This window comes from Streptomyces sp. NBC_00203, from assembly GCF_045206325.1.
GTDB lineage: Bacteria > Actinomycetota > Actinomycetes > Streptomycetales > Streptomycetaceae > Streptomyces > Streptomyces lutosisoli.
This window is the reverse complement of the sequence record NZ_CP108126.1, coordinates 7,893,899-7,916,897: the sequence shown is the minus strand read 5'-3', so window position 1 is coordinate 7,916,897 and position 22,999 is coordinate 7,893,899. Positions and strand designations below refer to the sequence as shown.

The following is a 22,999-nucleotide window of genomic DNA, read 5'->3' as shown; positions in this document are numbered from 1 at the left end:
CAGTATCACCGCCGGGAGCCCGGTCCTTCAATGGTTCAGCTGGGGTTGTCGCCGTGGGTCAGCGTCTCCCAGGCCACAAACAGGTTGTTGCTGCCGGCCGGGCGGTTCTGCTCGGTCAGGGTCTGGGTGTTGGTCATCGCGATGCCCAGGCGGTTGTGCAGGGCGTTGTAACCGACCTCGGTGACGGGGCCCAGGCCGAGGGTGAGCGAGCCGCCGCACAGCCAGCTCGGCACGGCCGTCCCCAGCTGGTACTTCGACTGGAAGCCGAGCGCCTGCCGCAGCCGCTCGCCGACATCGGTGCCGTAGAGGTCCTGCCCCTGGATCCGGCTGGTCTCGGCGACGTGCGAGATCGCGGAGATGCCGTATCCGGTGTGGGTGAAGTCGCGGCACGTCTCCTGGGTGAGCCCGGTGACGAAGGTGGACTGCCCCTGCCAGTAGGAGACGATCTTCGCCGTGGTGTCGAGGTTCTGGCTCGGCACGGTCTTCGGCACGGAGCCGTCGGAGGAGAGATAGACGTACGCGGCCGTACGCGTCCGGAACTTCGCCATGGCCGTGTCGTACGACGTCTTGTCCTCAAGGAAGACGGAGATGCCGATGGCGGCCTCCATCATCGACAGCTCCCAGTTCCCGTTGGAATTCGAGCCGTTGATGATCTCGGGGAGGTAGACGTTGCGGAGCATCGTGCCGAAGCGGGCGGAGTTGGTCCACGTCCCCGTGTACGTGTACTTGATGATCTCGGCGGCCTTGGGCCAGGAGGAGCCGGCCCAGCCGGTCTGCAGCGGCGCGTTGCTGTTGGTGTGGTCCTTGATGGTGGCCGACCAGGCGTCCATCAGCTCGATGGACTTCTGGGCGTAGCGCGCGTCGCGGGTGATGTACCAGGCGAGGGCGTCGGTGTACGCGGCTATCGCGTCCTCGCGCTCGTCGGTGCAGCCGTAGTTGGGGTTGGAGTACGAGCCGCACTCGACGGTCGCCCGGGGGGTGGCGGTGCGTGTCAGTGAGGCGTACTTGCTCGCCATCATCTGGTCGTACGCGCCCTTCCAGGGCTGGGCGCCGGCGAGGACCTTGGTGCGGGCGAAGTCCAGCTGCCCCTTGGAGACGGTGACTCCGGGGTGCACGAAGGTGGCGGGCGCGGCGTCGGCCTGCTGGGCGCCGGGCCAGGAGAGGAACCCGGCGACCAGGGCGGCGGTCGCGGCGGCGACGGTGGCGAGCAGGGCCGGGCGCCGTCTGCGGCGGTGCGCGGCGGGGGTGTCGGGGGTCTCGGGCATGTGGGGGGCCATCCGTTCTCGTATGTGAACGATGAGCGCGTGTTTGAACGCACGCGATGGCCGGGACCTTAGGTATAGACCAACTGCCCGTCAAGAGGCGGCACATGAGCGGCGCATGAGAAAAGGCGCACGAGGAAGGGCACACGAGAAGGAGCGCATGAGAAAGGGCCGCACCCCACGGGGGGTGCGGCCCACATCCAGACTCAAGCCGAGCGCGGCGCCTAGCGGACCTCGGTGATCTCCGGTCCGCGCTGGAGCTGCCCCATGCCGCCGGAGAAGCGGGAACCGCCCTGATCCTCCTGCTGGACACCTTCGGGCACCATCTGCGCGTCGTTCGGCAGCTTCAGGACGATCGGGTCGCGGGGGGCCATCGGACCCTCGCCACGGACGACGACCGTGTCCCGGAAGATCTGCTCCAGCAGACCCGCGGCCTGCGGCTGCACCGCGCCCTGCCCGGAGATCACTCCGCGCAGGAACCAGCGGGGGCCGTCCACACCGACGAACCGCACGACCTGGAAACCGCCCGTGCCGTCCGGCAGCTGCACCGGCACCTGCGCCCGCAGCTCCCAGCCCAGCGGGCCCTCGACCTCGTCGATGACACCGCCCTGCTGGGTGATCCCGGAGGCGATCTCCTCGCGTACCTCGCCCCAGATGCCCTCGCGCTTGGGAGCGGCGAAGGCCTGGAGCTGCACGGCGCTGTCCTTCAGGACGACGGTGGCCGCGACGATCGCGTCGCCCGCGACCTCGACCCGCAGCTCCATGCCGTCGACTCCGGGCACGAAGAGACCGCCGAGGTCCACCCGTCCCTCGGCCGGATCGCGGACCTCGGAGTCGTCCCAGGGACCATCGGGGCGCGGCTCGGGTTCGAGCCTCACGCGCTCCCGCTCCTCCGACTCGTCCGCCTCAGTGTCGACGTCGTCGACGACCTGCTCGGCCTCGCTCGCCGCGTCCTCGGCGGCACTGCCCTTCTTGCGACGTCCGAACACGTCACTGTCCTTCCCGGTCGGATACGACCGAAGCGTATCGATTCCCACCCGTTGTGCTGTCCACGGCGGCATGACCGCCGGTGGACCCGAAGCCCCCTGCGGCCCGTGCAGAGTCGGGAAGCTCCGCGACCTCCTGGAAGCGGACTTTCTCGACCTGCTGGACGACCAGTTGGGCAATCCGGTCGAAGCGCTCGAACCGCACGGACTCGCGCGGGTCGAGATTCACCACGATCACCTTGATCTCCCCACGGTACCCGGCATCCACCGTCCCCGGGGCATTCACGAGGGCGACACCGCAGCGGGCGGCGAGCCCGGAACGCGGGTGCACGAAGGCCGCGTACCCCTCGGGCAGCGCGATGGACACTCCCGTGGGCAGAACCGTCCGTTCACCCGGCTTCAGTTCACAGCTCTCGGTGGTGCGCAGATCGGCTCCCGCGTCACCGGGGTGCGCGTACTCGGGAAGCGGGACTTCCGGGTCCACGCGGCGGATCAGCACGTCCACTGGGTTACGGGTCACGGGTTCACCTCGAAAGCGCGGGCGCGCCTGATCTGGTCCGGCTCGCTCATGGCGGCCCGGATCTCCTCCGGGCGGCCGTTGTCGATGAAGTGGTCGACCTTCACCTCGATGAAGAGGGCGTCGGCGCGGACGGCGACGGGTCCGTCGGGACCGCCGATCCGCCCGGTGGCGGTCGAGTAGATCTTCCGGCCGGCCACCGCGGTGACCTCGGCCTCCAGGTGGAGCACGGTGCCGACGGGCACCGGGCGCCGGAAGTCGGTCTCCAGCCGCCCGGTCACGGCGATCGTGCGCAGCAGCCAGTTCAGCGAGCCGAGCGTCTCGTCCAGCGCGGTGGCGAGGACGCCGCCGTGCGCGAGCCCCGGGGCGCCCTGGTGAGCGGGCCGCACGGTGAACTCCGCCGTGATCCGGACCCCCTCCCCCGCGCGGGCCTCCAGATGGAGTCCGTGGGGCTGCTCTCCGCCACACCCGAAACACTGTTCGTAGTGCGCCCCGAGGAGCTCGCCGGGGGCGGGCGCGTCGGGGTGCCGCACCGGCGCGACGGCGTCGGCGGGGGGCGTCAGAGCTGCGGAAGTACCACTCACAGCCGCAGACCTTACCCGCGAGTCCACCATGACTTCGCACCGTGCCAAGCTTGGCTTCATGCAGCTTTCCGCCTCGCCGTACGAAGAACGCCTCACCGCACCCCGCACCTGGTGGCTGGTCTGCTTCCTGGTCGGGATCGCGATGGCCCTGATCTTCCTCCCGTTCGGCACGCTGCCGCTGCTGGGAGCCCTGGTCGGCGGCACCGCGGTCTCGGCGGTCGTGGCCAGCGCCTACGGCTCGATCCGCATCCGTGTCGTCGGCGACTCCCTGATCGCCGGCGAGGCCAAGATCCCCGTCTCGGCCCTCGGTGACGCCGAGATCATGGACCAGGAGGAGGCGCGCGCCTGGCGCACGTACAAGGCCGACCCCCGCGCCTTCATGCTCCTGCGCGCCTACATCCCCACGGCCCTCCGCGTCCAGGTCACGGACCCGGCCGACCCGACGCCGTACCTGTACCTGTCGACGCGGGAGCCGGAGCGGTTGGTGGCGGCGCTGGAAGCGGCGCGAGCGTCGGCGTAAGCCGCACATCGGCGCAAGCCGCGCGGGCACAGCGCTTCTCCGCCGGTCACTGGTTGTCCGCCACGACGGGGACCAGCCGCGACGGCGATGCCCGGCGGTGCCGGACTCGGAGCAACCGACGACGGAATCCGCCCGCGGGGCACCACATCGAGTCGCGGGCGCGGGCCCGCCAGGAGCTCGCCGCCCGGGGAGGTCTCAGCGCTCCAGCTCCCTGGTGATCTCCCCCATCCGCAGCGGATTCGCCGGCTTCTCCAACGGCGGCAGCTCGGGAAGCGCATCCCAGGGCACCTGCATCTTCCGCAGGTCGTTGCGAATGCGCCCCGCGAGGCGTTTGGTGTCGCGGCGGTTCATGACCGCACCGACCGCGGCGCCGACCATGAACGGCATCAGGTTGGGCAGATCCCGGACCACGCGTTTCATGATCTGCTGGCGCAGTTCGCGCTTCATCTGGCCGCCCAGCGCGGCGTTGATCGTCGCGGGCTTCGTCACGTCGATCCCGCGCTCCCCGGACCAGGAGTTCAGATACGCGGTGCTTCGCTGCTTGAGGTTGCCCGGCGGTCGCAGGCCGTAGACCTCATGGAGCTCGGCGATCAGCTTCAGCTCGATCGCGGCTACGCCGGTGATCTCGGTGGCCAGCTCCGTGGGCATGGCGGGCGGCACCGGCAGCATCGCGGCGGCGCCGACCCCGGCACCGACCGTGGACGTCGCGGCGGCCGCGCCCGCGACGAGCTTGTCCGCGAGCTGCTCGGGACCGAGGTCCGGGAACTGCTTGCGAAGGGTCGCGAGGTCCCGTACGGGAATCCGCGGGGCGATATCGATGATCCGGTCGGCGAGGTACGCCAGGCCCGCCCTGGCCAGGCTGCCGCCCTTCTGAACGCCCTTGCGGACGCCCTTCACGACCCCGTCCCGGATCACCACCGCGCGGCGCCTGGCGGCGGGCGCGGGAGTGACGGCGGAAGCCGTCAGGCCGCCTGTGGCGGGCGCCCGCTCGAGCGAGGCTGATCCCGGTTCGGAAGAGCCCCGCTCGTCGTCACGCACGCCTTCAGAGCCGTCTGAGGGCCCTTCGTCCGCTTCCCGTGGGGGGAGGCGGCGCTTCCAAGGTGAGGTCGAGCCAGTCACGGCCGACCCTGCCTCAGTCGCAGTCGCGGCAGATCGGCTGACCGTTCTTCTCGCGGGCCAGCTGGCTGCGGTGGTGCACCAGGAAGCAGCTCATGCAAGTGAACTCATCCTGCTGCTTGGGCAGGACCCGGACGGCCAGCTCCTCGTTCGAGAGGTCGGCTCCGGGCAGCTCGAGGCCTTCTGCGGCCTCGAATTCATCTACGTCGACGGACGAGGTCGACTTGTCGTTCCGGCGAGCCTTCAGTTCTTCAAGGCTGTCCGAGTCGACGTCGTCGTCGGTCTTGCGTGGGGTGTCGTAATCCGTTGCCATGTCGCTCTCCCCCTCTGGGTGTCTGCGGTGTCTCCAGCGCACGTAACGCGTGAGAGGCCGGACTTGTGCCCGACCCGAGGCGGAGATTTTGCCTCACATCAAGGTCTGTTACTCAATCGACACCCAACCGGACTCCTCAAGAGTGATCGGCTTGGATGGCGATGCGGACCGTACACGGTCCTAAGGCCGCACTTCAAAGGCGTCCCACCGTGTACTTCCCGTGATCAAGACCCCCGAAAACCCGGATTTTCCCGGCTTTCCGACAGCATGCATGATCACGGAGAGTGGATGGCCGGAAAATCGCCCTTGTGATCGATCACACACGGGCCTCCCGGATGGGTGACCAGAAAATTCCGCGCAAAGCGAACATCGTCGCGTGTCGGCGACATGGTCTCAGATAGGCAGGGTTACGCGCATCACGAGGCCACCCCCTTCTCGCGGCTCCGCGGTGATGTGACCCCCGTGGGCGCGGGCCACCGACCGGGCGATGGACAGGCCGAGGCCCACACCCTTGTCACTGCCCGTGCGCTCCGTACGCAGCCGCCGGAAAGGCTCGAAAAGATTGTCGATCTCGTACGCGGGAACCACCGGCCCCGTGTTCGAGACCACCAGGACCGCCTGGCCATGCTGGACCTCTGTCCTGACGTCGACCCAGCCCCTCTCCGGCACGTTGTACCGGACGGCGTTCTGGACGAGGTTCAGGGCGATCCGCTCCAGCAGGACGCCATTGCCCTGCACGACCGCCACGGCGCGCTCCCCGCGGATCTTCACGCCCTTGGCCTCGGCCTCGGCGTGCACCTGGTCGACGGCCTGCGAGGCGACCTCGGCGAGGTCCACGGGCTTGCGCTCGACGATCTGGTTGTCGCTGCGGGCGAGCAGCAGCAGGCCCTCCACGAGCTGTTCGCTGCGCTCGTTGGTGGCGAGCAGCGTCTTGCCGAGCTGCTGGAGCTCCATCGGCGCACCGGGGTCGGAGAGGTGCACTTCCAGGAGCGTGCGGTTGATCGCGAGCGGGGTGCGCAGTTCGTGCGAGGCGTTCCCCACGAACCGCTGCTGGGCGGTGAAGGCCCGCTCCAGCCGCTCCAGCATGTCGTCGAAGGTGTCCGCGAGTTCCTTCAGCTCGTCGTCCGGGCCGTCCAGCTCGATCCGCCGGGACAGGTCCGAGCCCGCCACAGCTCGCGCGGTCCGGGTGATCCGGCCGAGCGGCGAGAGCACCCGGCCGGCCATCGCGTAGCCGAAGGCGAACGCGATGATGGCGAGGCCGAGCAGGGCGAGCAGCGAGCGGCTGAGCAGGTTGTCCAGGGCGGCCTGGCGCTGGTGGTCGATGCAGGTGCTGATCGCGGTGTTGAACTCGTCGAGCGACAGGTTGCCCGCCTGGACTGCGGGGCAGTTGTCGCTGTTGACCTTGATCGCGGTGCCGCTGGCGATCTTGAAGAGCGGCTCGGCCCCCGTGTTCAGGGCCTGGGCCGCGAGCAGATAGATGATCGACAGCAGCATGATGCCGGCGATCAGGAACATGCCGCCGTACAGCAGCGTGAGCCGTATCCGGATGGTCGGGCGCAGCCAGGGGAACGGGGGTTCCGGCCTTGGGTCCCAGGTGGGCTTCGGAGGCGCCGTCGGCGGCGCGGGGGTCGTGGCCACGGGTGATCAGATCCGGTAGCCGGAGCCGGGCACGGTGACGATGACGGGGGGCTCGCCGAGCTTGCGGCGCAGGGTCATCACGGTGACGCGTACGACGTTGGTGAACGGGTCCGTGTTCTCGTCCCAGGCCTTCTCCAGGAGCTGCTCGGCGGAGACGACGGCGCCCTCGCTGCGCAGCAGCACCTCCAGGACGGCGAACTCCTTGGGCGCGAGCTGGACCTCCTTGCCGTCGCGGAAGACCTCGCGGCGGTTGGGGTCGAGCTTGATCCCGGCGCGCTCCAGGACGGGGGGCAGCGGCAGGCTCGTACGACGTCCGAGGGCACGCACGCGTGCCGTCAGCTCGCTGAACGCGAAGGGCTTGGGGAGGTAGTCGTCGGCGCCGATCTCCAGGCCCTCGACGCGGTCGCTGACGTCGCCGGACGCGGTGAGCATCAGCACGCGCGTGGGCATGCCGAGCTCGACGACCTTGCGGCAGACGTCGTCGCCGTGCACGAGCGGGAGGTCGCGGTCGAGGACGACCACGTCGTAGTCGTTGACGCCGATGCGCTCCAGGGCGGCCGCACCGTCGTACACGACGTCGACGGCCATGGCCTCCCGGCGCAGTCCGGTGGCCACCGCATCGGCGAGCAGCTGCTCGTCCTCGACGACGAGTACGCGCACGTCGCTTGTCCTTCCTCTGTCCACCCGCGTAGCGCCCTTCAGGGCACCACGCGGGCAGGTCTGTCACGGATGAGGGCTCCATCCTGCCCTTTTCGGCCATAAACCGGCTGTAAGGCGGGTGAGAGGCGCTCGGGACGACGGTCCTGGGCCCCGGGAATGCGAGATTTTCTCGTCGGGTTGAGGTTTCCACGGAAGAGAGCGGGGGGAGGACGGCTTTACACCCCGCGATCACGCTCTGCATGTGGCAAGCCACCTTGTGGTACGTCCAACCGCTTCCGCAGAGCGGGCGTGGGTGTCCGGCACCGTCGCCGCCCAGCCTGGGCAGCGCTGGGCACCCCATCTGTAGACGTGATCGCCCCTTCCGAACGGCACACCCCCGTGCCACCCGACCCACGACCCAGGACGAGGGGGCGCAGCATGGACGCATTCACCGCAGGACTTCTGCAGCGCATAAGGGCGACCGAGACCGACCTGACGCGGGCTCGCGAATCAGGCGACGACTTCCTCGCGGAGGTCGAGCAGGCCGAGCTCGACGACCTGCACCGCCTCGCCGCCGAGCACGGTGTGGAGGTCGGCGCGACGCGCGTCTGATCAGTTCGTACGAGAGCGGGGCCCCGGCATCGATCCAGTGCCGGGGCCCCGCTCCGTTGTGGTGGACGGCGTCAGTCGTGCCAGGCGCCGAAGTCCTCCAGGAGCCGCTGGAGGGGCTCGAAGACGCCCGGTGAGGCAGCCACCGCCAGATCGCCCGCGGGGCGCTCTCCGGGGCGTCCACCGGTCAGGGCGCCCGCCTCACGGGCGATCAGGTCGCCCGCCGCGAGGTCCCAGGGGTTGAGGCCGCGTTCGTAGTAGCCGTCGAGGCGGCCGGCCGCGACGTCGCACAGGTCGACCGCCGCCGATCCGCTGCGCCGGATGTCGCGCACCAGCGGGATCAGCCGCTGGGCGACGTCGGCCTGGTGGGCCTTGACCTCGGTCACATAGTTGAAGCCGGTCGAGACCAGGGCCTGGTCCAGGGGCGGCGACGGGCGGCAGGCCAGCCGACGCTCGCCGACCCAGGCTCCGGTGGCCCGGGCACCACGGCCGCGCACCGCGTGGTACGTCTCGCCGCGCATCGGCGCCGCGACGACTCCGACGACGGTCTCGCCGTCCTGTTCGGCGGCGATGGACACCGCCCAGGTCGGCAGCCCGTACAGGTAGTTGACCGTGCCGTCGAGCGGGTCGATGACCCAGCGGATGCCGCTGGTGCCCTCCATGGCGGCGCCCTCCTCGCCGAGGAAGCCGTCGGCGGGGCGGTGCTGGGAGATCAGGTCGGTGATCAGCTTCTCGGCGGCGATGTCCATCTCGGTGACGACGTCGATCGGGCTGGACTTGGTGGCGGCGACCGCGAGGTCCACCGGGCGTCCGTCCCGCAGCAGCTCACCGGCGCTGCGGGCGGCCTGGTGCGCGAGCTGGAGCAGTTCGGTGTGCAGGGGCTCGATCACGGGGCTCCTCAGGCGTACGGGCTGTCGGCGCCCGCGGCGGCGGGCTTCGGGGCGCGGGCCGGGCAGCAGCCCACCGGGCACAGGTCCGCGCTCGGGCCGAGCGCCCCCAGGGCGCAGGGTGTCACCTGTCGGCCGCTCTCCGTCGCGGCGCGCTCCAGGACGAGTTCACGGATCGCCGCGGCGAGCCGGGGGTCGGCGCCCACGGTGGCCGAGCGGCGCACCGGCAGACCCAGCTCCTCGGCCTTGGCCTTCGCCTCCGTGTCGAGGTCGTACAGGACCTCCATGTGGTCCGAGACGAACCCGATGGGGGCCATCACGACGGCCGGGACCCCGGCGCCGTGCAGCTCCTCCAGGTGGTCGCAGATGTCGGGCTCCAGCCACGGGATGTGCGGGGCTCCGGAACGCGACTGGTAGACGAGCTGCCAGGGGTGCTCGATCCCGGTCTCCTCGCGCACGGCGTCGGCGATCAGCCCGGCGACGTCCAGGTGCTGCCTGACGTACGCGCCGCCGTCTCCGCGGTCCTCGACCGGCCCGGAGGTGTCCGCCGCGGCGTTCGGGATGGAGTGCGTCGTGAAGGCGAGATGCGCGCCCGCGCGTACGTCCTCGGGGAGTTCGGCGAGGGACTTCAGGACGCCCTCGATCATGGGCTCCACGAAGCCGGGGTGGTTGAAGTAATGGCGCAGCTTGTCGATCTTCGGGAGCTGCAGGCCCTCGGCCTCCAGGGTCGCCAGGGCGCCGGCGAGGTCCTCGCGGTACTGGCGGCAGCCCGAGTACGAGGCGTACGCGCTGGTGGCGAGGACGAGGACGCGGCGGCGGCCGTCGGCGACCAGCTCGCGCAGGGTGTCGGTCAGGTACGGCGCCCAGTTGCGGTTGCCCCAGTAGACGGGCAGGTCCAGGCCGTGGTCGGCGAAGTCCTTGCGGAGGGCGTCGAGCAGGGCGCGGTTCTGGTCGTTGATGGGGCTGACCCCGCCGAACAGGAAGTAGTGCTGACCCACTTCCTTGAGCCGTTCCTTGGGGATGCCTCTCCCCCGCGTCACGTTCTCCAGGAACGGGACCACGTCGTCGGGGCCTTCCGGGCCGCCGAACGAGAGCAGGAGCAGGGCGTCGTAGGGGGTGGCATCGAGCGCATCTGGCATGCGTCCGATCCTGCCACCCGGCACTGACAGGCAGGAAACGGCGGGGTGACGGGAGAGCGAGGGCAGGCTCGACGGGGCGAGGGGCAGGCGCGAGGGTCGGGCTCGACAGCGGGCAGGGGCAGGCGCGAGGGTCGGGCTCGACAGCGGGCAGGGGCAGGCGCGAAGGCGGCCTCGAACGCACCGGAGATCGGCGCGAGGGCGCGCAGAGGGGCGTGCGGAGGGCGTGCGTTAGGGTCACCTCACCCGTAAGCTGTATCGGCCAGATTCACGCCTTACCGGAGTTCGGACCGCCCGTGGTGACCGGGCGGCCGGGCCGAGCCGACCGGAGTCCCCCGTGCCCAGCCCCTACCGCGCCCTGTTCGCCGCCCCCGGCTCCAAGGGCTTCTCCGCCGCGGGCTTCCTCGGCCGGATGCCGCTGTCGATGATGGGCATCGGCGTGGTCACGATGATCTCCCAGCTCACCGGACGGTACGGGCTCGCGGGCGCGCTGTCGGCGACCATGGCGCTGGCGGCCGCCGTGATGGGCCCGCAGGTCTCGCGACTGGTGGACCAGTACGGGCAGCGGCGGGTGCTGCGCCCCGTGACACTGTTCGCGCTCGCCGCGGCCGCCGGGCTGCTGCTCGCCGCACACTTCGACCGGCCGGACTGGGTGCTGTTCGTCTGCTCGGCCGGCATCGGCTGTGTCCCGAGCATCGGCGCGATGATCCGGGCCCGCTGGGCGGCCCTCTACCGGGACACCCCGCAACTGCACACCGCGTACTCCTTCGAGTCCGTGGTCGACGAGATCTGTTTCATCTTCGGGCCGATCATCTCCATCGGCCTGTCCACGGTGTGGTTCCCGGAGGCCGGGCCGCTGCTCGCCGCCTGCTTCCTCGCCGCCGGAGTCTTCTGGCTGACCTCCCAGCGCGCCACCGAGCCCGTGCCGCATCCGCGTGAGCAGCACACCGGCGGTTCGGCGCTCCGCGCGGCCGGACTCCAGGTCCTGGTGGCCACGTTCGTGGCGACCGGGGCGATCTTCGGAGCCGTCGACGTGGTCACCGTGGCCTTCGCCGAGGAGCAGGGACACAAGGGCGCCGCGAGCGTCGTCCTCGCGCTCTACGCCGCGGGCTCCTGCGTCGCGGGAGCGGTGTTCGGACTGCTGCACTTCAAGGGGGCGCCCGAACGTCGGTGGCTGCTGGGCATATGCGCGATGGCCGTGAGTATGATCCCCCTCCTACTGGTCGGAAACTTGCCGTTTCTGGCCGTGGCGCTGTTCGTTGCGGGTCTCTCCATCGCTCCCACGATGATCACGACGATGTCCCTCATCGAACAGCACGTACCACGCGCGAAACTGACCGAGGGCATGACCTGGGTGAGCACCGGGCTCGCGGTCGGGGTCGCGCTCGGTTCCTCCGTGGCCGGCTGGGTGATCGACGCCGCCGGTGCGAAGGCCGGGTACGGGGTTCCGGCGGTCTCCGGAGCCGTCGCGGTCGCGGTCGGTTTCCTCGGGTATCGCCGGCTGAGCAGGCCGGTTCCGCAGCGGGAGGGGACCCATGAGCACCACAGTGAGCGGGAAGAGCGGCACGTGGCGTAACTGGGCGGGGAACGTCACCGCCCGTCCCGTACGGGAGGTCGCCCCCGCTTCGGTCGAAGAGCTCTCCGCGGCCGTACGGAAGGCCGCCGACGACGGTCTGAAGGTGAAGGCCGTCGGCACCGGGCACTCCTTCACGGCCGCCGCCGCGACCGACGGCGTATTGATCCGCCCTCAACTGTTGACCGGCATCCGCAAGATTGACCGTGAGGCCGGCACTGTCACTGTTGAGGCGGGCACCCCGCTCAAGCGTCTCAATATGGCTCTCGCGCGCGAGGGACTGTCGCTCACGAACATGGGCGACATCATGGAGCAGACGGTTTCGGGTGCGACCAGCACCGGAACGCACGGCACGGGGCGCGACTCGGCCTCGATCGCCGCGCAGATCAAGGGACTTGAGCTGGTCACCGCGGACGGCTCGCTGCTCACCTGCTCCGAGAAGGAGAATCCCGAGGTCTTCGCGGCGGCCCGGATCGGAATCGGCGCCCTGGGGATCGTCACCGCGATCACCTTCTCCGTAGAGCCCACTTTTCTGCTCACGGCCCGCGAGGAGCCGATGACCTTCGACAAGGTCACCGCCGACTTCGACGAACTCTTCACCGAGAACGAGCACTTCGAGTTCTACTGGTTCCCGCACACCGGCAACTGCAACACCAAGCGCAACAACCGCAGCGCCGGCCCCGAGAAGCCCATCGGGCAGATCAGCGGCTGGATCGAGGACGAGTTCCTCTCCAACGGCGTCTTCCAGGTGGCCAATCTGGTCGGCCGCGCCGTGCCCGCCACCATCCCGACGATCGCGAAGATCTCCAGCCGCGCGCTGTCCGCCCGGACCTACACCGACATTCCCTACAAAGTCTTCACTTCTCCGCGTCGGGTGCGCTTCGTGGAGATGGAGTACGCCGTCCCGCGCGAGGCCCTGGTCGAGACGCTGCGCGAACTGAAGGCCATGGTCGACCGCTCGACCCTGCGGGTCAGCTTCCCCGTCGAGGTGCGCACGGCCCCCGCGGACGACATCACCCTCTCCACCGCGTCCGGGCGGGAGAGCGCCTACATCGCCGTTCACATGTTCAGGGGCACCCCCTATCAGGCGTATTTCACCGCCGCCGAGCGGATCTTCACCGCGCACGAGGGCCGGCCGCACTGGGGCAAGGTGCACACGCGCGACGCGGAGTACTTCTCCAAGGTCTATCCGCGCTTCGGCGAGTTCACGGCGCTGAGGGATCGGCTTGACCCGGATCGGCGCTTTGGGAATGACTACTTGCGGAGGGTTCTGGGGTCGTAGCGGACTCGCTGGGCGTGGGCGTCGGGGTGGTATCCCCGGCCTCCGGGTCCGAGGAGGCGCTGGAACTCGGCGTCGGCGTGGATGTCGTAGCGCCGTCGCCGTCGTCCTGAGCAGCCCCGGAAGCGCTGCTGCCCGAGGACGGCTGCGCGGAGGAGGATCCGGCGGAAGGCGTCGTACCGGTCTCCGACTTCTCCGAGTTGGAGCCGCTCCCCTTGAAGGCGGTGCCGACGGTCGTGCTCTTGCCGTCGCCGCTGAAGCTCTGCCCCGACACCAGTTCGTACGTGGTGATCCCGGCCATCGTGACGCCGAAGACGAGGGCCGCGGCGACCACGGGCCGCTTCCAGCTCCTGACCCGCGCGCGATAGACGGTCGCTTCGGTGAACTCGCCCACGGCGGGCGCCTGCTGGAGCTGGGTCTTCGGCTTGGCCTGCACCGTCACGTCGCGTATCTGTTCGCCGGTGCGCTTGAAGAAGTGCTGGAAGACGGTGCCTCCGCAGGTGGCGATCGCGCTGACCACTCCGGCACCCAGGATCGTCCCGTAGACCCCGAAGTAGGAGGCGAGTTTGGCCGCCAGCACGGCGGCCACCGCGCTGCCCGCGACTTGGGGGACGCTCAGATCCACCCGCTTCTTCTTCGGTTCCTCCTCGCCCTCCTCCTTCTTCCTCGGTTCCTGGTCGGCTTCCGACGTCACACCCATCCCCGGACCTTGCCTGCCTTTCCCGAACATGAATCGACTTCCTGCACTAGGAAGGGACGAACAGGCGAAACGATTCGTTCCATTTCTGGTGATTTCGTGAAGCGCGACACGTTTGATGGGCACGAAAACGACGCATCGGACGGCCAACTACCTCCCCCCACTAGAAGTTGGGCGGCGTGCCGATCCACGCACGTGGCCCGAATGGAGTACTGTTGCGAGCCCTGGATCCGGACTCCCGCCAGGGTGTCCGGGGCCTTGCAGGACCGCCGGGAGGGGGCTCGTTGCACAGGGTGATGGAGTTCGTCACTTAGCGTTGCGAACAGGTAACCGTGCCATAACGGCGATCCCGGGTCCGCGCCCGACACGCCGGGCAACTCGGCAAGGTTGTGGCAGGCTGCACCCGGGCAGGCCACACTCGACTAGCGGAAGCAGCGACGCACGTGACGTCGGCAGGCACCACCCGGGAGGTCCCCATGCCCGAACTGCGTGTCGTGGCCGTCTCTAACGACGGCACACGGCTGGTGCTGAAGGCTGCGGACAGCACGGAATACACGCTTCCGATTGACGAGCGTCTGCGCGCCGCCGTACGCGGCGACCGTCCCCGCCTCGGCCAGATCGAGATCGAGGTGGAGAGCCATCTCCGCCCCCGAGACATCCAGGCACGTATACGTGCCGGCGCCTCCGCGGAGGAAGTCGCCCAGCTCGCCGGGATCCCCGTCGATCGCGTACGCCGCTTCGAGGGCCCCGTGCTCGCCGAGCGCGCCTTCATGGCCGAGCGCGCCAGGAAGACTCCCGTCCGCCGCCCCGGTGAGAACGTCGGACCCCAGCTCGGTGAGGCCGTCCAGGAGCGGCTGCTGATCCGGGGCGCCGACAAGGACACCGTCCAGTGGGACTCGTGGCGCCGCGACGACGGCACCTGGGAAGTACTGCTGGTCTACGTGGTCGCGGGTGAGCCGCACTCGGCGAGCTGGACGTACGACCCGCCACGGCGGCTCGTCCAGGCCGTCGACGACGAGGCGCGTTCGCTGATCGGCGAGTCCGACGACCTCGCGGCGCCCGAGCCGAGCTTCCCGTTCGTGCCGCGGATCGCACGGCTGCCGCGCGACCGTCCACTCGATCGCGCCCTGGACCGGCAGATGGAGCGGCCGAGCATTCCGGCGCCGTCCCCTGAGCCGATCGAGGAGTCCGAACGGGACTCGCTCACCAGCCTCCTGGAGGCGGTGCCCAGCTTCCGGGGCGACATGGTGGTGCCCGAGCGGCCCTCCACCACGGAGCACCCTGCGGCGGAGGAGCCCGCCCCCGAGCCCGAGACGGAGGAGCCCCCGGCTCCCGCCGCCTCGGCCGGTGCCGGTTCCGCCTACGCGGACGTCCTCATGCCCCGCTCCGTCGGCGCGCACCGCGACCGTCTCGTCGGCGCGACGGACCGCCAGGCCGAGGCCGACGGCGTCCGCCCGGGCCGCAGAGCGGCGGTCCCGAGCTGGGACGAGATCGTCTTCGGCACGCGGCGGAAGAAGCAGGACTAGTCGGTTGTACGACGATGGGGCACGCACCAGGCCGGTGCGTGCCCCATCGCTGTTACCGATGGCCGGAGCCTTCGGCGAGTCGCCGTTACTGCGGATCCGGCCCCACCGCGACCGGGCGGCTCCCGTCCTGGGACCACTCCGACCAGGAGCCCGCGTACAGAGCGGCGGGGATGCCGGCGACGGCGAGGGCGAGCACCTCGTGAGCGCCGGAGACACCAGAACCGCAGTAGACGCCGACCTCGGAAGTCCCGGTCGCACCGAGGGACTTGAAGCGGTCGGCCAGTTCGCCGGTGGTCAGGAACTGCCCGTCGTCGGTGACGTTCTCCGTGGTCGGCGCGGAGACCGCCCCGGGGATGTGCCCGCCGACCGGGTCGATCGGCTCGACCTCGCCCCGGTACCGCTCACCGGCCCGGGCGTCGAGCAGCAGCCCGGTGCGGGCGAGCGCCGCCGCCCCGTCCGCGTCGAGCAGCGGCCGGGCACCCGGCGCCGGCACGAAGCTCCCGGGGGCGGGCGTGGGGACCTCCGAGGACACCGGCCCGCTCCAGACGGCGAACCCGCCGTCAAGCACGCGTACCGACGGATGACCCGTATAGCCCAGCAGCCACCAGGCGCGCGCGGCGGCCCAACCCTGACCGCCGTCGTACACAACGACATCGCGGTCCGCCGACACGCCCGCGGCCCGCATCGCCGCACCGAAGAGCTCCGGGTCGGGCAGCGGATGCCGACCCCTCGCACCGGCCGGACCAGCAAGTTCGGAATCCAAATCGACAAAAACGGCCCCAGGAATGTGCGCCTTCTCGTACTCGGCGCGCAGGTTCGGGCCACCCAGCTGCCAGCGGACGTCGAGGAGGACCGGAGGGGTCGGACCCGCCAGGTCGCTCGCGAGTTCGGGTGCGGAGATGATGGCGTTCATGGCCACCATCCTTGCGCATGGGGTGGCCGCGTCGTCCAGGTCCGGCTACTGTGCTCCGCCGGACAGGTCCGATCACGAGGCGTACGGGATCGGGCACATGCTGTACAGCCGATGGACACCACGTGGCAATCGCGCCGAAACGGATGGGAAACGGCACATTGGGCATCCTCCGCTCGTGAGCCGCCGAAGAGCGGCGCGGTCGGGACGCGTGGTGCGACCGGTGGTGCGAACATCGGCACGGGGCGCGCACGCACGCGGCCGCGGCCGCGGTACGCGTGTTCGTAGGCGGAAGGTGACCGGCCACCGCGAGGGGCCGAGAAGAGAGTGACGATGACCGAGGCACGGGGGTCGGCCGGCCTGAACGGCACAACGCACGCTCGGCACGCGCCCGGCACACCCTGCTGGGTGAGTCTGATGGTGCACGGGATGGCCGCGACTCAGGAGTTCTACGGAGCACTGTTCGACTGGGAGTTCCAGCCGGGACCGCAGCAGCTCGGCCCCTATGTGCGGGCCCTCCTGGACGGCCACGAGGTGGCGGGGATCGGCCAGCTGCCGCCCGACCGGCATCTGCCCGTCGCATGGACGCCGTATCTCGCCTCGGACGACGTGGATCTGACCGCCGAGACGGTCCGGCACAGCGGCGGCACCGTGGGCGTCGGTCCTCTCGACGCCGCCGAGGCCGGGCGCCTGGCGATCGCGTCGGACCCGACGGGTGCCGTCTTCGGCATCTGGCAGGCGGCGGCCCACACGGGCACGGGGATCACCGGCGTGCCGGGCACCCCCGCCTGGAACGAGCTCGTGACCCGCGACACCGAGAGCGTCGTCAAGTTCTACCAGGGGGTCTTCGGCTACGAGCAGGAGCCGGTCGTCTCGGCCGACTTCGACTATGTGACCCTGTACGTCGAGGGTCGCCCGGTGGCCGGCATCCACGGCGTCGGACACGGTCTGCCCCGCGACCGCGGCCCGCACTGGATGACGTACTTCGAGGCCGCGGACGTGGACGAGGCCGTCGACCGGGTCACCGAGCTCGGCGGGCACCTCCTCAAGGCCGCCCACGACTCGCCGTACGGGCGGGTGGCGACGGTGGCGGATCCGGAGGGCGCGATGTTCTCGCTGATCCACTCGGCCCGGTGAACGGACGTCAGGCCGAGGCGATCGGCAGCACGTCCGGCGACAGGGCGCCCGCGCGAGCCGTCGCGGCCGTCATCCGGCGGCGGTGGTGCCGGCGGCACAGGACCTCGTAGCCGATGTCCTCCGACTGATTGACGTCGCCTACGACGACCTGGGCGCCCTCGACGACCATATCGCCGCCTATCGTGCGGGCGTTGTGGGTGGCGCGGGCGCCGCACCAGCACAGGGCCTCGACCTGGAGGACCTCGACCCGGTCGGCCAGCTCCACCAGGCGCTGGGAGCCGGGGAAGAGCTTGGAGCGGAAGTCGGTGGTGATGCCGAAGGCGAAGACGTCGATGCCCAGGTCGTCCACCACGCGGGCCAGTTGGTCGATCTGCGCGGGGGCCAGGAACTGGGCCTCGTCCGCGATCACGTAGTCCGCCCGGCCGCCCTGGGAGAGGTGGTCGACGAGGTACCCGTACAGGTCCTGGTCGTCCGCCACCTCGACCGCGTCCGTGACCAGGCCCAGGCGCGAGGAGAGCTTGCCCTCGCCCGCGCGGTCGTCGCGCGTGAAGATCATGCCCTGCAGGCCCCGGGCCGAGCGGTTGTGCTCGATCTGGAGAGCCAGCGTCGACTTCCCGCAGTCCATCGTTCCGGAGAAGAACACCAGCTCGGGCATGGGGAGTTGAGCACCTTTCGGCAACGGAGGACTGGAGGGCGGAAGTTCAGTAGGGCAAGGACTTCAGGCGGGCAAGGACTTCAGGAGCGTACTTGCAGGAGGGGCACGAGCTGCTCGACGGGGGTCATCGAGCCGTGGTTGCCGACCATCGCCGACTCCTTGGGCTCCCGCTCCGTCGCGATGATCAGGACGTCGTCGCGAGCCGCCGCCACGACGTCGCCGATCCGGGCGTACACCCGTTCGTCGACCTGGGGGCCGAACCAGCCCGCCGCGATCGCCTCGTCCCGCGAGGCCACCCAGAACTGCTCGCCGAGCACCTCGCGCCAGCAGGTCAGGACGTCCGCCTCGGCGCCCGGCACCGCGTAGACGTGCCGGGCACGGCCCTCGCCGCCGAGCAGGGCGACGCCGGCGCGCAGCTCCCAGTCCTCGTCGAAGTCGATGCGATGCTGCTCGTCGAAGGGGATGTCGATCATGCCGTGGTCGGCGGTGACGTACAGGGCGGTACGCGGCGGCAGCTGCTCCGCGAGGCGCTGGACCAGGCGGTCGACGTACATGAGCTGGCCGCGCCAGGGGTCCGAGTCGACGCCGAAGCGGTGGCCCTTGCCGTCCACCTCGGCGTAGTACGTGTAGACCAACGAGCGGTCCCCGGCGGCCAGTTGTTCGGCCGCGAGGTCCATGCGCTCCTCGCCGGACAGCCGGCCGTGGAACGTTCCGCCGCTCAGGGCGACCTTCGTCAGCGGGGTGTTCTGGAAGGTCGGGGAGGAGACCTGGGCGGTGTGCACGCCCGCTTCATGAGCGAGCTGGAAGACCGTGGGGTACGGCTGCCAGGCGCGCGGGTCCGTCCACGGGTTCCAGCGGAGCTGGTTCATGAGCTCGCCGGTCCGGGGGTTGCGCGCGGTGTAGCCGGGCAGGCCGTGCGCGCCGGGCGGCAGGCCCGTGCCGACCGAGGCGAGGGAGGTCGCGGTGGTGGCGGGGTAACCCGCGGTGATCGGACGGCCCGTGCCGCCTCGGGAGGACGCCAGGAGCGACGCCATGAAGGGGGCCTCGTCAGGGTGCGCCTTCAGCTGCTCCCAGCCGAGACCGTCTATCAGGAAGACGCAGTTACGGTCGGCCTCGGTCAGCTCGGGTATGGCGGCGGTCATGCCGGGCACGGCCATGCCCGCGGCGAGCGTGGGCAGCAGGTCGGCCAGCGATCCGGCGCCGTACTCGGGGACGGGCGCCGAGTCGACGGCGAGCGGTTCCGGGTGGTCCCAGGTGGGCAGCGCCATCAGCGGGCGACGTCCGCGGTCGCCTCGGAGAGGGACTGCGCGAAGGCGAGGGCCTGGCGGACCGTCTCCGGGCCGTCTCCGGCCTCGCTGACACGCAGGCTGAGGTCGTCCGCCGTCGAGTTGCCCGTGTAGCCGTGGTCCGCCTCGCAGTTGGGGTCGCCGCAGGCGGCGGGCTCCAGGTCGATGCGGGAGACGGCGCCCCAGCCGATGGTCAGGACGACCTCGCGGGGCAGTGTGCCCGGCGTGTACGACTCGGGGTTCGCGACGACACGGCTGACGACGACCGACGAGATACGGCCGAGCTTCACCGACTCGGTGGACGTCGTGGCGTACGGCGTCGGGGACGTGGTGTCCGCGTTCTGCTCGTCGGTGTGGCTCACGATGAAGCGGTTGCCGGTGAGGACGAGCACGGTGACGTGCCGCCGCACCTCGTTCGCGTCGAACGTGGTCTCCTGGTGGACCAGGTACGACCGGATGGTCTCGCCGCCGATCGCGGCCTCCACCGCCTCGGCCACGAGGGCCGGGTAGTAGCCGCTGCGCTCGATCGCCGCTCGCAGCCCCTGGGTCGTCGTACTGGTCTTGGCCATGATGTCCATCCTACGGGGGCCCGCTGACTGCGAGGCACCGCTCGCGGCTGTCTGTCGTGGACGGAACAGAGACGGCACAGGGACGGCACAGATCCGCGGCGGGGTCGGCAGATGGATCGCGGATGGATCCGCGGATGGATCAGGTGCGACTCAGATGACGGGAAGGGTCCGGGGGCCGAGGTCGTCACGGAGGGGCGCGCGTGCCAGCCGTACGGTCGCGCCCAGCACGCTCAGGCCGTGCGGGGCGACCACCACGGGCTCCAGAGACACCGCGACGACCTCCGGGTGGTCGTCGACCAGCCGGGACACGCGCAGCATCAGCTCTTCGAGGGCGGCGGTGTCGACCGGAGCGGAGCCGCGCCAGCCGAACAGGAGCGGCGCCGTCCGGATCGACCGGACCAGCGACGTAGCGTCCCGGTCGGTGACCGGAATCAGCCGGTGCGCGGTGTCCCCGAGCAGCTCGGAGGCGGCCCCGGCCAGCCCGAACGAGAGCACCGCTCCGGCCGCCGGGTCGATGACGGCCCGTACGACCGTGTCGACCCCGCGCGGTGCCATCGCCTGCACGACGGGCCGCAGCTCCTCCGGCTTCCCGAACAGCTCGGTCAACTCCGCGTAGGCCCGCCGCAGTTGCTCCTCGTCGGCCAGATCCAGCCGTACGCCGCCCAGGTCCGCGCGGTGCCGGAGATGCGGGGCGGTGGTCTTGAGGGCCACGGGGTAGCCGACGGCGCCCGCGGCCGCCACGGCGTCGTCCGGCGTGGGCGCGGGCAGGGCACGGCGTACGTCGATGCCGTACCGCCCGAGCAGCACGCAGGTCTCCTCCATGCCGAGGGTCAGCCCCTCGCCCCGCGCGAGCAGCCCGTCGATCTGCCCGGCGGCCCCCTTCTCGTCGATGTCCTCGAACTCGGGCACCTTGCCGGGCTCAGCGGCGTCGCGCCGCCACTGGGCGTATCGGACGGCTTCGGCCAGAGCGCGGACGGCTCGTTCGGCGGCGGGGTAGGCGGGGATGAGACGGGAGTCGGGAGGGGTCGTGCCGGGGGCAGGCGGGACCGTGCCGGGGCCGCGTGGGGTGGCGCCTACGGCGGGCGGAGGTGCCGTTCCCGGTTCGGCTCCGGCCCCCGGTACCGCTCCGGGTGTCGCTCCCGCTGCCCCTGTGGGCAACCGTGCCGATGCAGCTCCCTGTGGTGCGGTACTGGCAGCAGCCGACAACGCCTCCGCCAGCCCGCCCAGCTCGACGTGCACCACAAGCACCGGCTTGGCCGGAGCCGCCGCGGCAGCGGAACGGAGCGCCTGCGCCAGGGCTTCATCGGCAGCCGACGTCTCCCCCACCGCCGGTATGGCGGTCACGACAACGGCATCACACCCGTTGTCGTCCAACGCCCGTGCCAGCGCCTCGCGAAAATCCTCCGCCGACGCCGCCGTCGTCAGATCCAGCGGCGGCAGCGGCCGCAGGCCTTGGGCCAGACACGCGTCGTACGTCAGCAGCCCCAGCGACTCCGAGTTCCCCAGGATCGCCACCCGGGGCCCAAGAGGGAGCGGCTGGCGTGCCAGCAGAAGCCCCGCATCGACGAGCTCGGTGATCGTGTCGACCCGGATCACCCCGGCCTGCCGCAGCAGCGCCGACACGGTGGCGTGCGGCAGCCGCGTGGCCCGAACAGCATGTCCCTGGGGAGCCGCCCCGCCATGGCGCGCCCCCTGGACCACGACGAGCGGCTTGGCCGCGGCCGTGCGCCGTGCGAGGCGGGTGAACTTGCGCGGGTTGCCGATGGATTCGAGGTACATCAGGACGACGTCGGTGTCCGGGTCGTCGTACCAGTACTGGAGCACGTCGTTGCCGGACACGTCCGCCCGGTTCCCGGAGGAGACGAAGGTGGACACACCGGTCACGCCCGTGACACCGCCACCGCGCCGGTGCAGCCGGGACAGCAGGGCGATCCCGATCGCGCCGGACTGGGCGAACAGGCCTATCCGTCCGGGGCGCGGCATCTCCGGGGCGAGCGAGGCGTTGAGCCGCACGCCGGGGGACGTATTGATGACTCCGAAGGCGTTCGGCCCGATGATGCGCATCCCGTACGTACGCGCCTGGCGGACGAGTTCGCGCTGGCGCTCGCGCCCCTCGGGGCCGCTCTCGGCGTACCCGGCGGAGACGACCACGAGCCCCTGTACCCCGTGCTCGCCGCACTCGGCGACGGCCTCGGGGACGTACGGCGCGGGCACGGCGACGACGGCGAGGTCCACGGGCTCGTCGATCTCGCGGATGGAACGGTGGGCCGGGACTCCGTCGAGTTCCTTCTCCTGGACCGCCTTGTTCACCGCGTACAGACGGCCGGTGAATCCGGCAGCGCGGAGGTTGGTGAGGACACTGCGGCCGACCCCGCCGGGTGTGCGGCCCGCGCCGATGACGGCGACCGAGCCCGGCGCGAGCAGCCGCTGCACGGACCGGGCCTCGGCACGCTGCTCCCGCGCGCGCTGCACGGCGAGCGAGCGGTCGGTGGGTTCGAGGTCGAACTCCAGGCGTACGACGCCGTCCTCGAAGTGCCGCTTCTGCTGGTACCCGGCGTCCGTGAACACCTTGATCATCTTGGTGTTGGCGGGCAGCACCTCGGCGGCGAAGCGGCGGATGTCACGCTCGCGCGCCACGGCCGCGATGTGTTCCAGGAGAGCCGAGGCGACGCCGCGGCCCTGGTGGGCGTCCTGCACGAGGAAGGCGACCTCGGCCTCGTCGGCGGGCGCGGAGGCGGGCAGGCCGTCGGCATTAATCCGGTCATAGCGTACGGTGGCGATGAACTCGCCGCCCACTGTGGCCGCGAGACCCACCCTGTCCACAAAGTCGTGGTGCGTGAAGCGGTGGACGTCCTTGGCGGACAGGCGCGGATACGGCGCGAAGAAGCGGTAGTACTTCGACTCGTCGGACACCTGCTCGTAGAAGCTGACCAGACGCTCGGCGTCATCAACGGTGATGGGCCTGATGCGTGCGGTGCCGCCGTCGCGCAGCACCACGTCGGCCTCCCAGTGAGCGGGGTACTCGTGCCGGTCCGACGAGGTCTGCATGGGGCCCAGAGTACGGCTCGCGTCCGACAACGGCGCGAGGCAGTCTGTGGAGGACGGAAGTCGGACCGAGGCCGCGGTCCGACGTCACTCCGGGCGGGACGAAGTGCCGCCC

22 protein-coding genes are annotated in these 22,999 nt (G+C 70.7%); 6 read left to right on the top strand and 16 right to left on the bottom strand.

The genetic code is table 11. The features are described 5' to 3' along the window. Positions 1 to 35: 35 nt before the first annotated feature. From OG975_RS35320 to OG975_RS35305, 4 genes are all read right to left on the bottom strand, one after another. Positions 36 to 1,277, bottom strand: coding sequence for an alginate lyase family protein (locus tag OG975_RS35320; RefSeq protein ID WP_406333371.1), 1,242 nt, complete (start codon positions 1,275 to 1,277; stop codon positions 36 to 38). 209 nt (positions 1,278 to 1,486) lie between these two features. After that, positions 1,487 to 2,251 carry a DUF3710 domain-containing protein gene (locus OG975_RS35315; protein WP_327432268.1) on the bottom strand — a complete coding sequence of 255 codons (765 nt, stop codon included), beginning with the start codon at positions 2,249 to 2,251 and terminating at the stop codon, positions 1,487 to 1,489. Between the two features lies 1 nt (position 2,252). Next, complete coding sequence (gene dut, locus OG975_RS35310) at positions 2,253 to 2,768, bottom strand: dUTP diphosphatase (protein ID WP_327432267.1); 516 nt, start codon at positions 2,766 to 2,768, stop codon at positions 2,253 to 2,255. Beyond that, complete coding sequence (locus OG975_RS35305; protein WP_369262873.1) at positions 2,765 to 3,349, bottom strand: PaaI family thioesterase; 585 nt, start codon at positions 3,347 to 3,349, stop codon at positions 2,765 to 2,767. Before OG975_RS35305 ends, dut begins: the two co-directional genes overlap by 4 nt. 58 nt (positions 3,350 to 3,407) lie before the next feature. On the opposite strand from OG975_RS35305, the gene OG975_RS35300 reads away from it, so the two are divergent. Then, entirely contained in the window at positions 3,408 to 3,869 is a 462-nt protein-coding gene (locus OG975_RS35300; RefSeq protein ID WP_327432265.1) for a DUF3093 domain-containing protein, read from the top strand. Between the two features lie 195 nt (positions 3,870 to 4,064). Here OG975_RS35300 and OG975_RS35295 read toward each other — a convergent pair whose 3' ends face one another. From OG975_RS35295 to OG975_RS35280, 4 genes are all read right to left on the bottom strand, one after another. Then, complete coding sequence (locus tag OG975_RS35295; RefSeq protein WP_406333370.1) at positions 4,065 to 4,988, bottom strand: hypothetical protein; 924 nt, start codon at positions 4,986 to 4,988, stop codon at positions 4,065 to 4,067. Positions 4,989 to 5,001: 13 nt separating this feature from the next. Beyond that, positions 5,002 to 5,298: a DUF4193 domain-containing protein gene (locus OG975_RS35290; protein ID WP_003997302.1), complete on the bottom strand. Its 297-nt coding sequence runs from the start codon at positions 5,296 to 5,298 to the stop codon at positions 5,002 to 5,004. A 393-nt stretch (positions 5,299 to 5,691) separates the two neighbouring features. Beyond that, complete coding sequence (locus OG975_RS35285; protein ID WP_406333368.1) at positions 5,692 to 6,936, bottom strand: sensor histidine kinase; 1,245 nt, start codon at positions 6,934 to 6,936, stop codon at positions 5,692 to 5,694. A 6-nt stretch (positions 6,937 to 6,942) separates the two neighbouring features. Then, on the bottom strand, positions 6,943 to 7,596 hold the full coding sequence (locus OG975_RS35280; protein WP_266474245.1) for a response regulator transcription factor: 654 nt from the start codon (positions 7,594 to 7,596) through the stop codon (positions 6,943 to 6,945). A gap of 417 nt (positions 7,597 to 8,013) precedes the next feature. Here OG975_RS35280 and OG975_RS35275 point away from each other — a divergent pair, with 417 nt between their 5' ends. After that, positions 8,014 to 8,187: a hypothetical protein gene (locus tag OG975_RS35275; RefSeq protein WP_330307786.1), complete on the top strand. Its 174-nt coding sequence runs from the start codon at positions 8,014 to 8,016 to the stop codon at positions 8,185 to 8,187. Between the two features lie 71 nt (positions 8,188 to 8,258). Here OG975_RS35275 and OG975_RS35270 read toward each other — a convergent pair whose 3' ends face one another. After that, positions 8,259 to 9,074, bottom strand: a complete 816-nt coding sequence (locus OG975_RS35270; protein WP_406333365.1) for an inositol monophosphatase family protein — start codon at positions 9,072 to 9,074, stop codon at positions 8,259 to 8,261. Between the two features lie 8 nt (positions 9,075 to 9,082). Then, positions 9,083 to 10,210, bottom strand: coding sequence for a ferrochelatase (locus tag OG975_RS35265; protein WP_406333364.1), 1,128 nt, complete (start codon positions 10,208 to 10,210; stop codon positions 9,083 to 9,085). Between the two features lie 334 nt (positions 10,211 to 10,544). Between OG975_RS35265 and OG975_RS35260 the strand changes: the two genes are divergently transcribed. Then, the gene (locus OG975_RS35260) at positions 10,545 to 11,783 is read left to right on the top strand and encodes an MFS transporter (RefSeq protein WP_369262868.1); all 1,239 of its coding nucleotides are present in this window, start codon (positions 10,545 to 10,547) and stop codon (positions 11,781 to 11,783) included. Beyond that, positions 11,743 to 13,062 (top strand): D-arabinono-1,4-lactone oxidase, encoded by a 1,320-nt coding sequence (locus OG975_RS35255; RefSeq protein ID WP_406333363.1) that lies wholly within the window; start codon positions 11,743 to 11,745, stop codon positions 13,060 to 13,062. Before OG975_RS35260 ends, OG975_RS35255 begins: the two co-directional genes overlap by 41 nt. Here the strand turns inward: OG975_RS35255 and OG975_RS35250 are convergent. Further along, a complete protein-coding gene (locus OG975_RS35250; RefSeq protein ID WP_406333362.1) occupies positions 12,986 to 13,759 on the bottom strand; it encodes a hypothetical protein in 774 nt (257 codons plus the stop codon). The two genes, OG975_RS35255 and OG975_RS35250, sit on opposite strands and share 77 nt — an antisense overlap. Positions 13,760 to 14,199: 440 nt before the next feature. Between OG975_RS35250 and sepH the strand changes: the two genes are divergently transcribed. Then, on the top strand, positions 14,200 to 15,282 hold the full coding sequence (gene sepH, locus OG975_RS35245) for a septation protein SepH (RefSeq protein ID WP_406333360.1): 1,083 nt from the start codon (positions 14,200 to 14,202) through the stop codon (positions 15,280 to 15,282). 85 nt (positions 15,283 to 15,367) lie between these two features. On the opposite strand, the gene OG975_RS35240 is transcribed toward sepH, so the two are convergent. Then, positions 15,368 to 16,195 carry a sulfurtransferase gene (locus OG975_RS35240; RefSeq protein ID WP_406333359.1) on the bottom strand — a complete coding sequence of 276 codons (828 nt, stop codon included), beginning with the start codon at positions 16,193 to 16,195 and terminating at the stop codon, positions 15,368 to 15,370. Positions 16,196 to 16,525: 330 nt separating this feature from the next. Here OG975_RS35240 and OG975_RS35235 point away from each other — a divergent pair, with 330 nt between their 5' ends. Next, positions 16,526 to 17,329, top strand: coding sequence for a VOC family protein (locus OG975_RS35235; RefSeq protein ID WP_406333358.1), 804 nt, complete (start codon positions 16,526 to 16,528; stop codon positions 17,327 to 17,329). Between the two features lie 7 nt (positions 17,330 to 17,336). Here OG975_RS35235 and OG975_RS35230 read toward each other — a convergent pair whose 3' ends face one another. The 4 genes from OG975_RS35230 to OG975_RS35215 all read right to left on the bottom strand — a co-directional run bounded on the left by OG975_RS35230 (position 17,337) and on the right by OG975_RS35215 (position 22,887). Next, positions 17,337 to 17,984 (bottom strand): thymidine kinase, encoded by a 648-nt coding sequence (locus OG975_RS35230; protein WP_406333356.1) that lies wholly within the window; start codon positions 17,982 to 17,984, stop codon positions 17,337 to 17,339. Positions 17,985 to 18,064: 80 nt separating this feature from the next. Continuing rightward, complete coding sequence (locus OG975_RS35225) at positions 18,065 to 19,252, bottom strand: alkaline phosphatase family protein (RefSeq protein ID WP_406333355.1); 1,188 nt, start codon at positions 19,250 to 19,252, stop codon at positions 18,065 to 18,067. After that, a complete protein-coding gene (locus tag OG975_RS35220) occupies positions 19,252 to 19,839 on the bottom strand; it encodes a DUF5998 family protein (protein ID WP_192582336.1) in 588 nt (195 codons plus the stop codon). The genes OG975_RS35225 and OG975_RS35220 overlap by 1 nt, the downstream gene beginning before the upstream one ends. Positions 19,840 to 19,989: 150 nt before the next feature. Next, positions 19,990 to 22,887, bottom strand: coding sequence for a GNAT family N-acetyltransferase (locus tag OG975_RS35215; RefSeq protein WP_406333354.1), 2,898 nt, complete (start codon positions 22,885 to 22,887; stop codon positions 19,990 to 19,992). Positions 22,888 to 22,999 lie beyond the last annotated feature (112 nt).

What these genes read in the sequence shown, in the direction of transcription:
- OG975_RS35240 (WP_406333359.1), bottom strand. Translation starts at nt 16,195, where the DNA reads ATGAACGCCATCATCTCCGCACCCGAACTCGCGAGCGACCTGGCGGGT.
- OG975_RS35220 (WP_192582336.1), bottom strand. Translation starts at nt 19,839, where the DNA reads ATGGCCAAGACCAGTACGACGACCCAGGGGCTGCGAGCGGCGATCGAG.
- OG975_RS35215 (WP_406333354.1), bottom strand. Translation starts at nt 22,887, where the DNA reads ATGCAGACCTCGTCGGACCGGCACGAGTACCCCGCTCACTGGGAGGCC.
- OG975_RS35320 (WP_406333371.1), bottom strand. Translation starts at nt 1,277, where the DNA reads ATGGCCCCCCACATGCCCGAGACCCCCGACACCCCCGCCGCGCACCGC.
- OG975_RS35235 (WP_406333358.1), top strand. Translation starts at nt 16,526, where the DNA reads ATGACCGAGGCACGGGGGTCGGCCGGCCTGAACGGCACAACGCACGCT.
- OG975_RS35255 (WP_406333363.1), top strand. Translation starts at nt 11,743, where the DNA reads ATGAGCACCACAGTGAGCGGGAAGAGCGGCACGTGGCGTAACTGGGCG.
- OG975_RS35230 (WP_406333356.1), bottom strand. Translation starts at nt 17,984, where the DNA reads ATGCCCGAGCTGGTGTTCTTCTCCGGAACGATGGACTGCGGGAAGTCG.
- OG975_RS35275 (WP_330307786.1), top strand. Translation starts at nt 8,014, where the DNA reads ATGGACGCATTCACCGCAGGACTTCTGCAGCGCATAAGGGCGACCGAG.
- OG975_RS35290 (WP_003997302.1), bottom strand. Translation starts at nt 5,298, where the DNA reads ATGGCAACGGATTACGACACCCCACGCAAGACCGACGACGACGTCGAC.
- OG975_RS35300 (WP_327432265.1), top strand. Translation starts at nt 3,408, where the DNA reads ATGCAGCTTTCCGCCTCGCCGTACGAAGAACGCCTCACCGCACCCCGC.
- OG975_RS35250 (WP_406333362.1), bottom strand. Translation starts at nt 13,759, where the DNA reads ATGGGTGTGACGTCGGAAGCCGACCAGGAACCGAGGAAGAAGGAGGAG.
- OG975_RS35265 (WP_406333364.1), bottom strand. Translation starts at nt 10,210, where the DNA reads ATGCCAGATGCGCTCGATGCCACCCCCTACGACGCCCTGCTCCTGCTC.
- OG975_RS35225 (WP_406333355.1), bottom strand. Translation starts at nt 19,252, where the DNA reads ATGGCGCTGCCCACCTGGGACCACCCGGAACCGCTCGCCGTCGACTCG.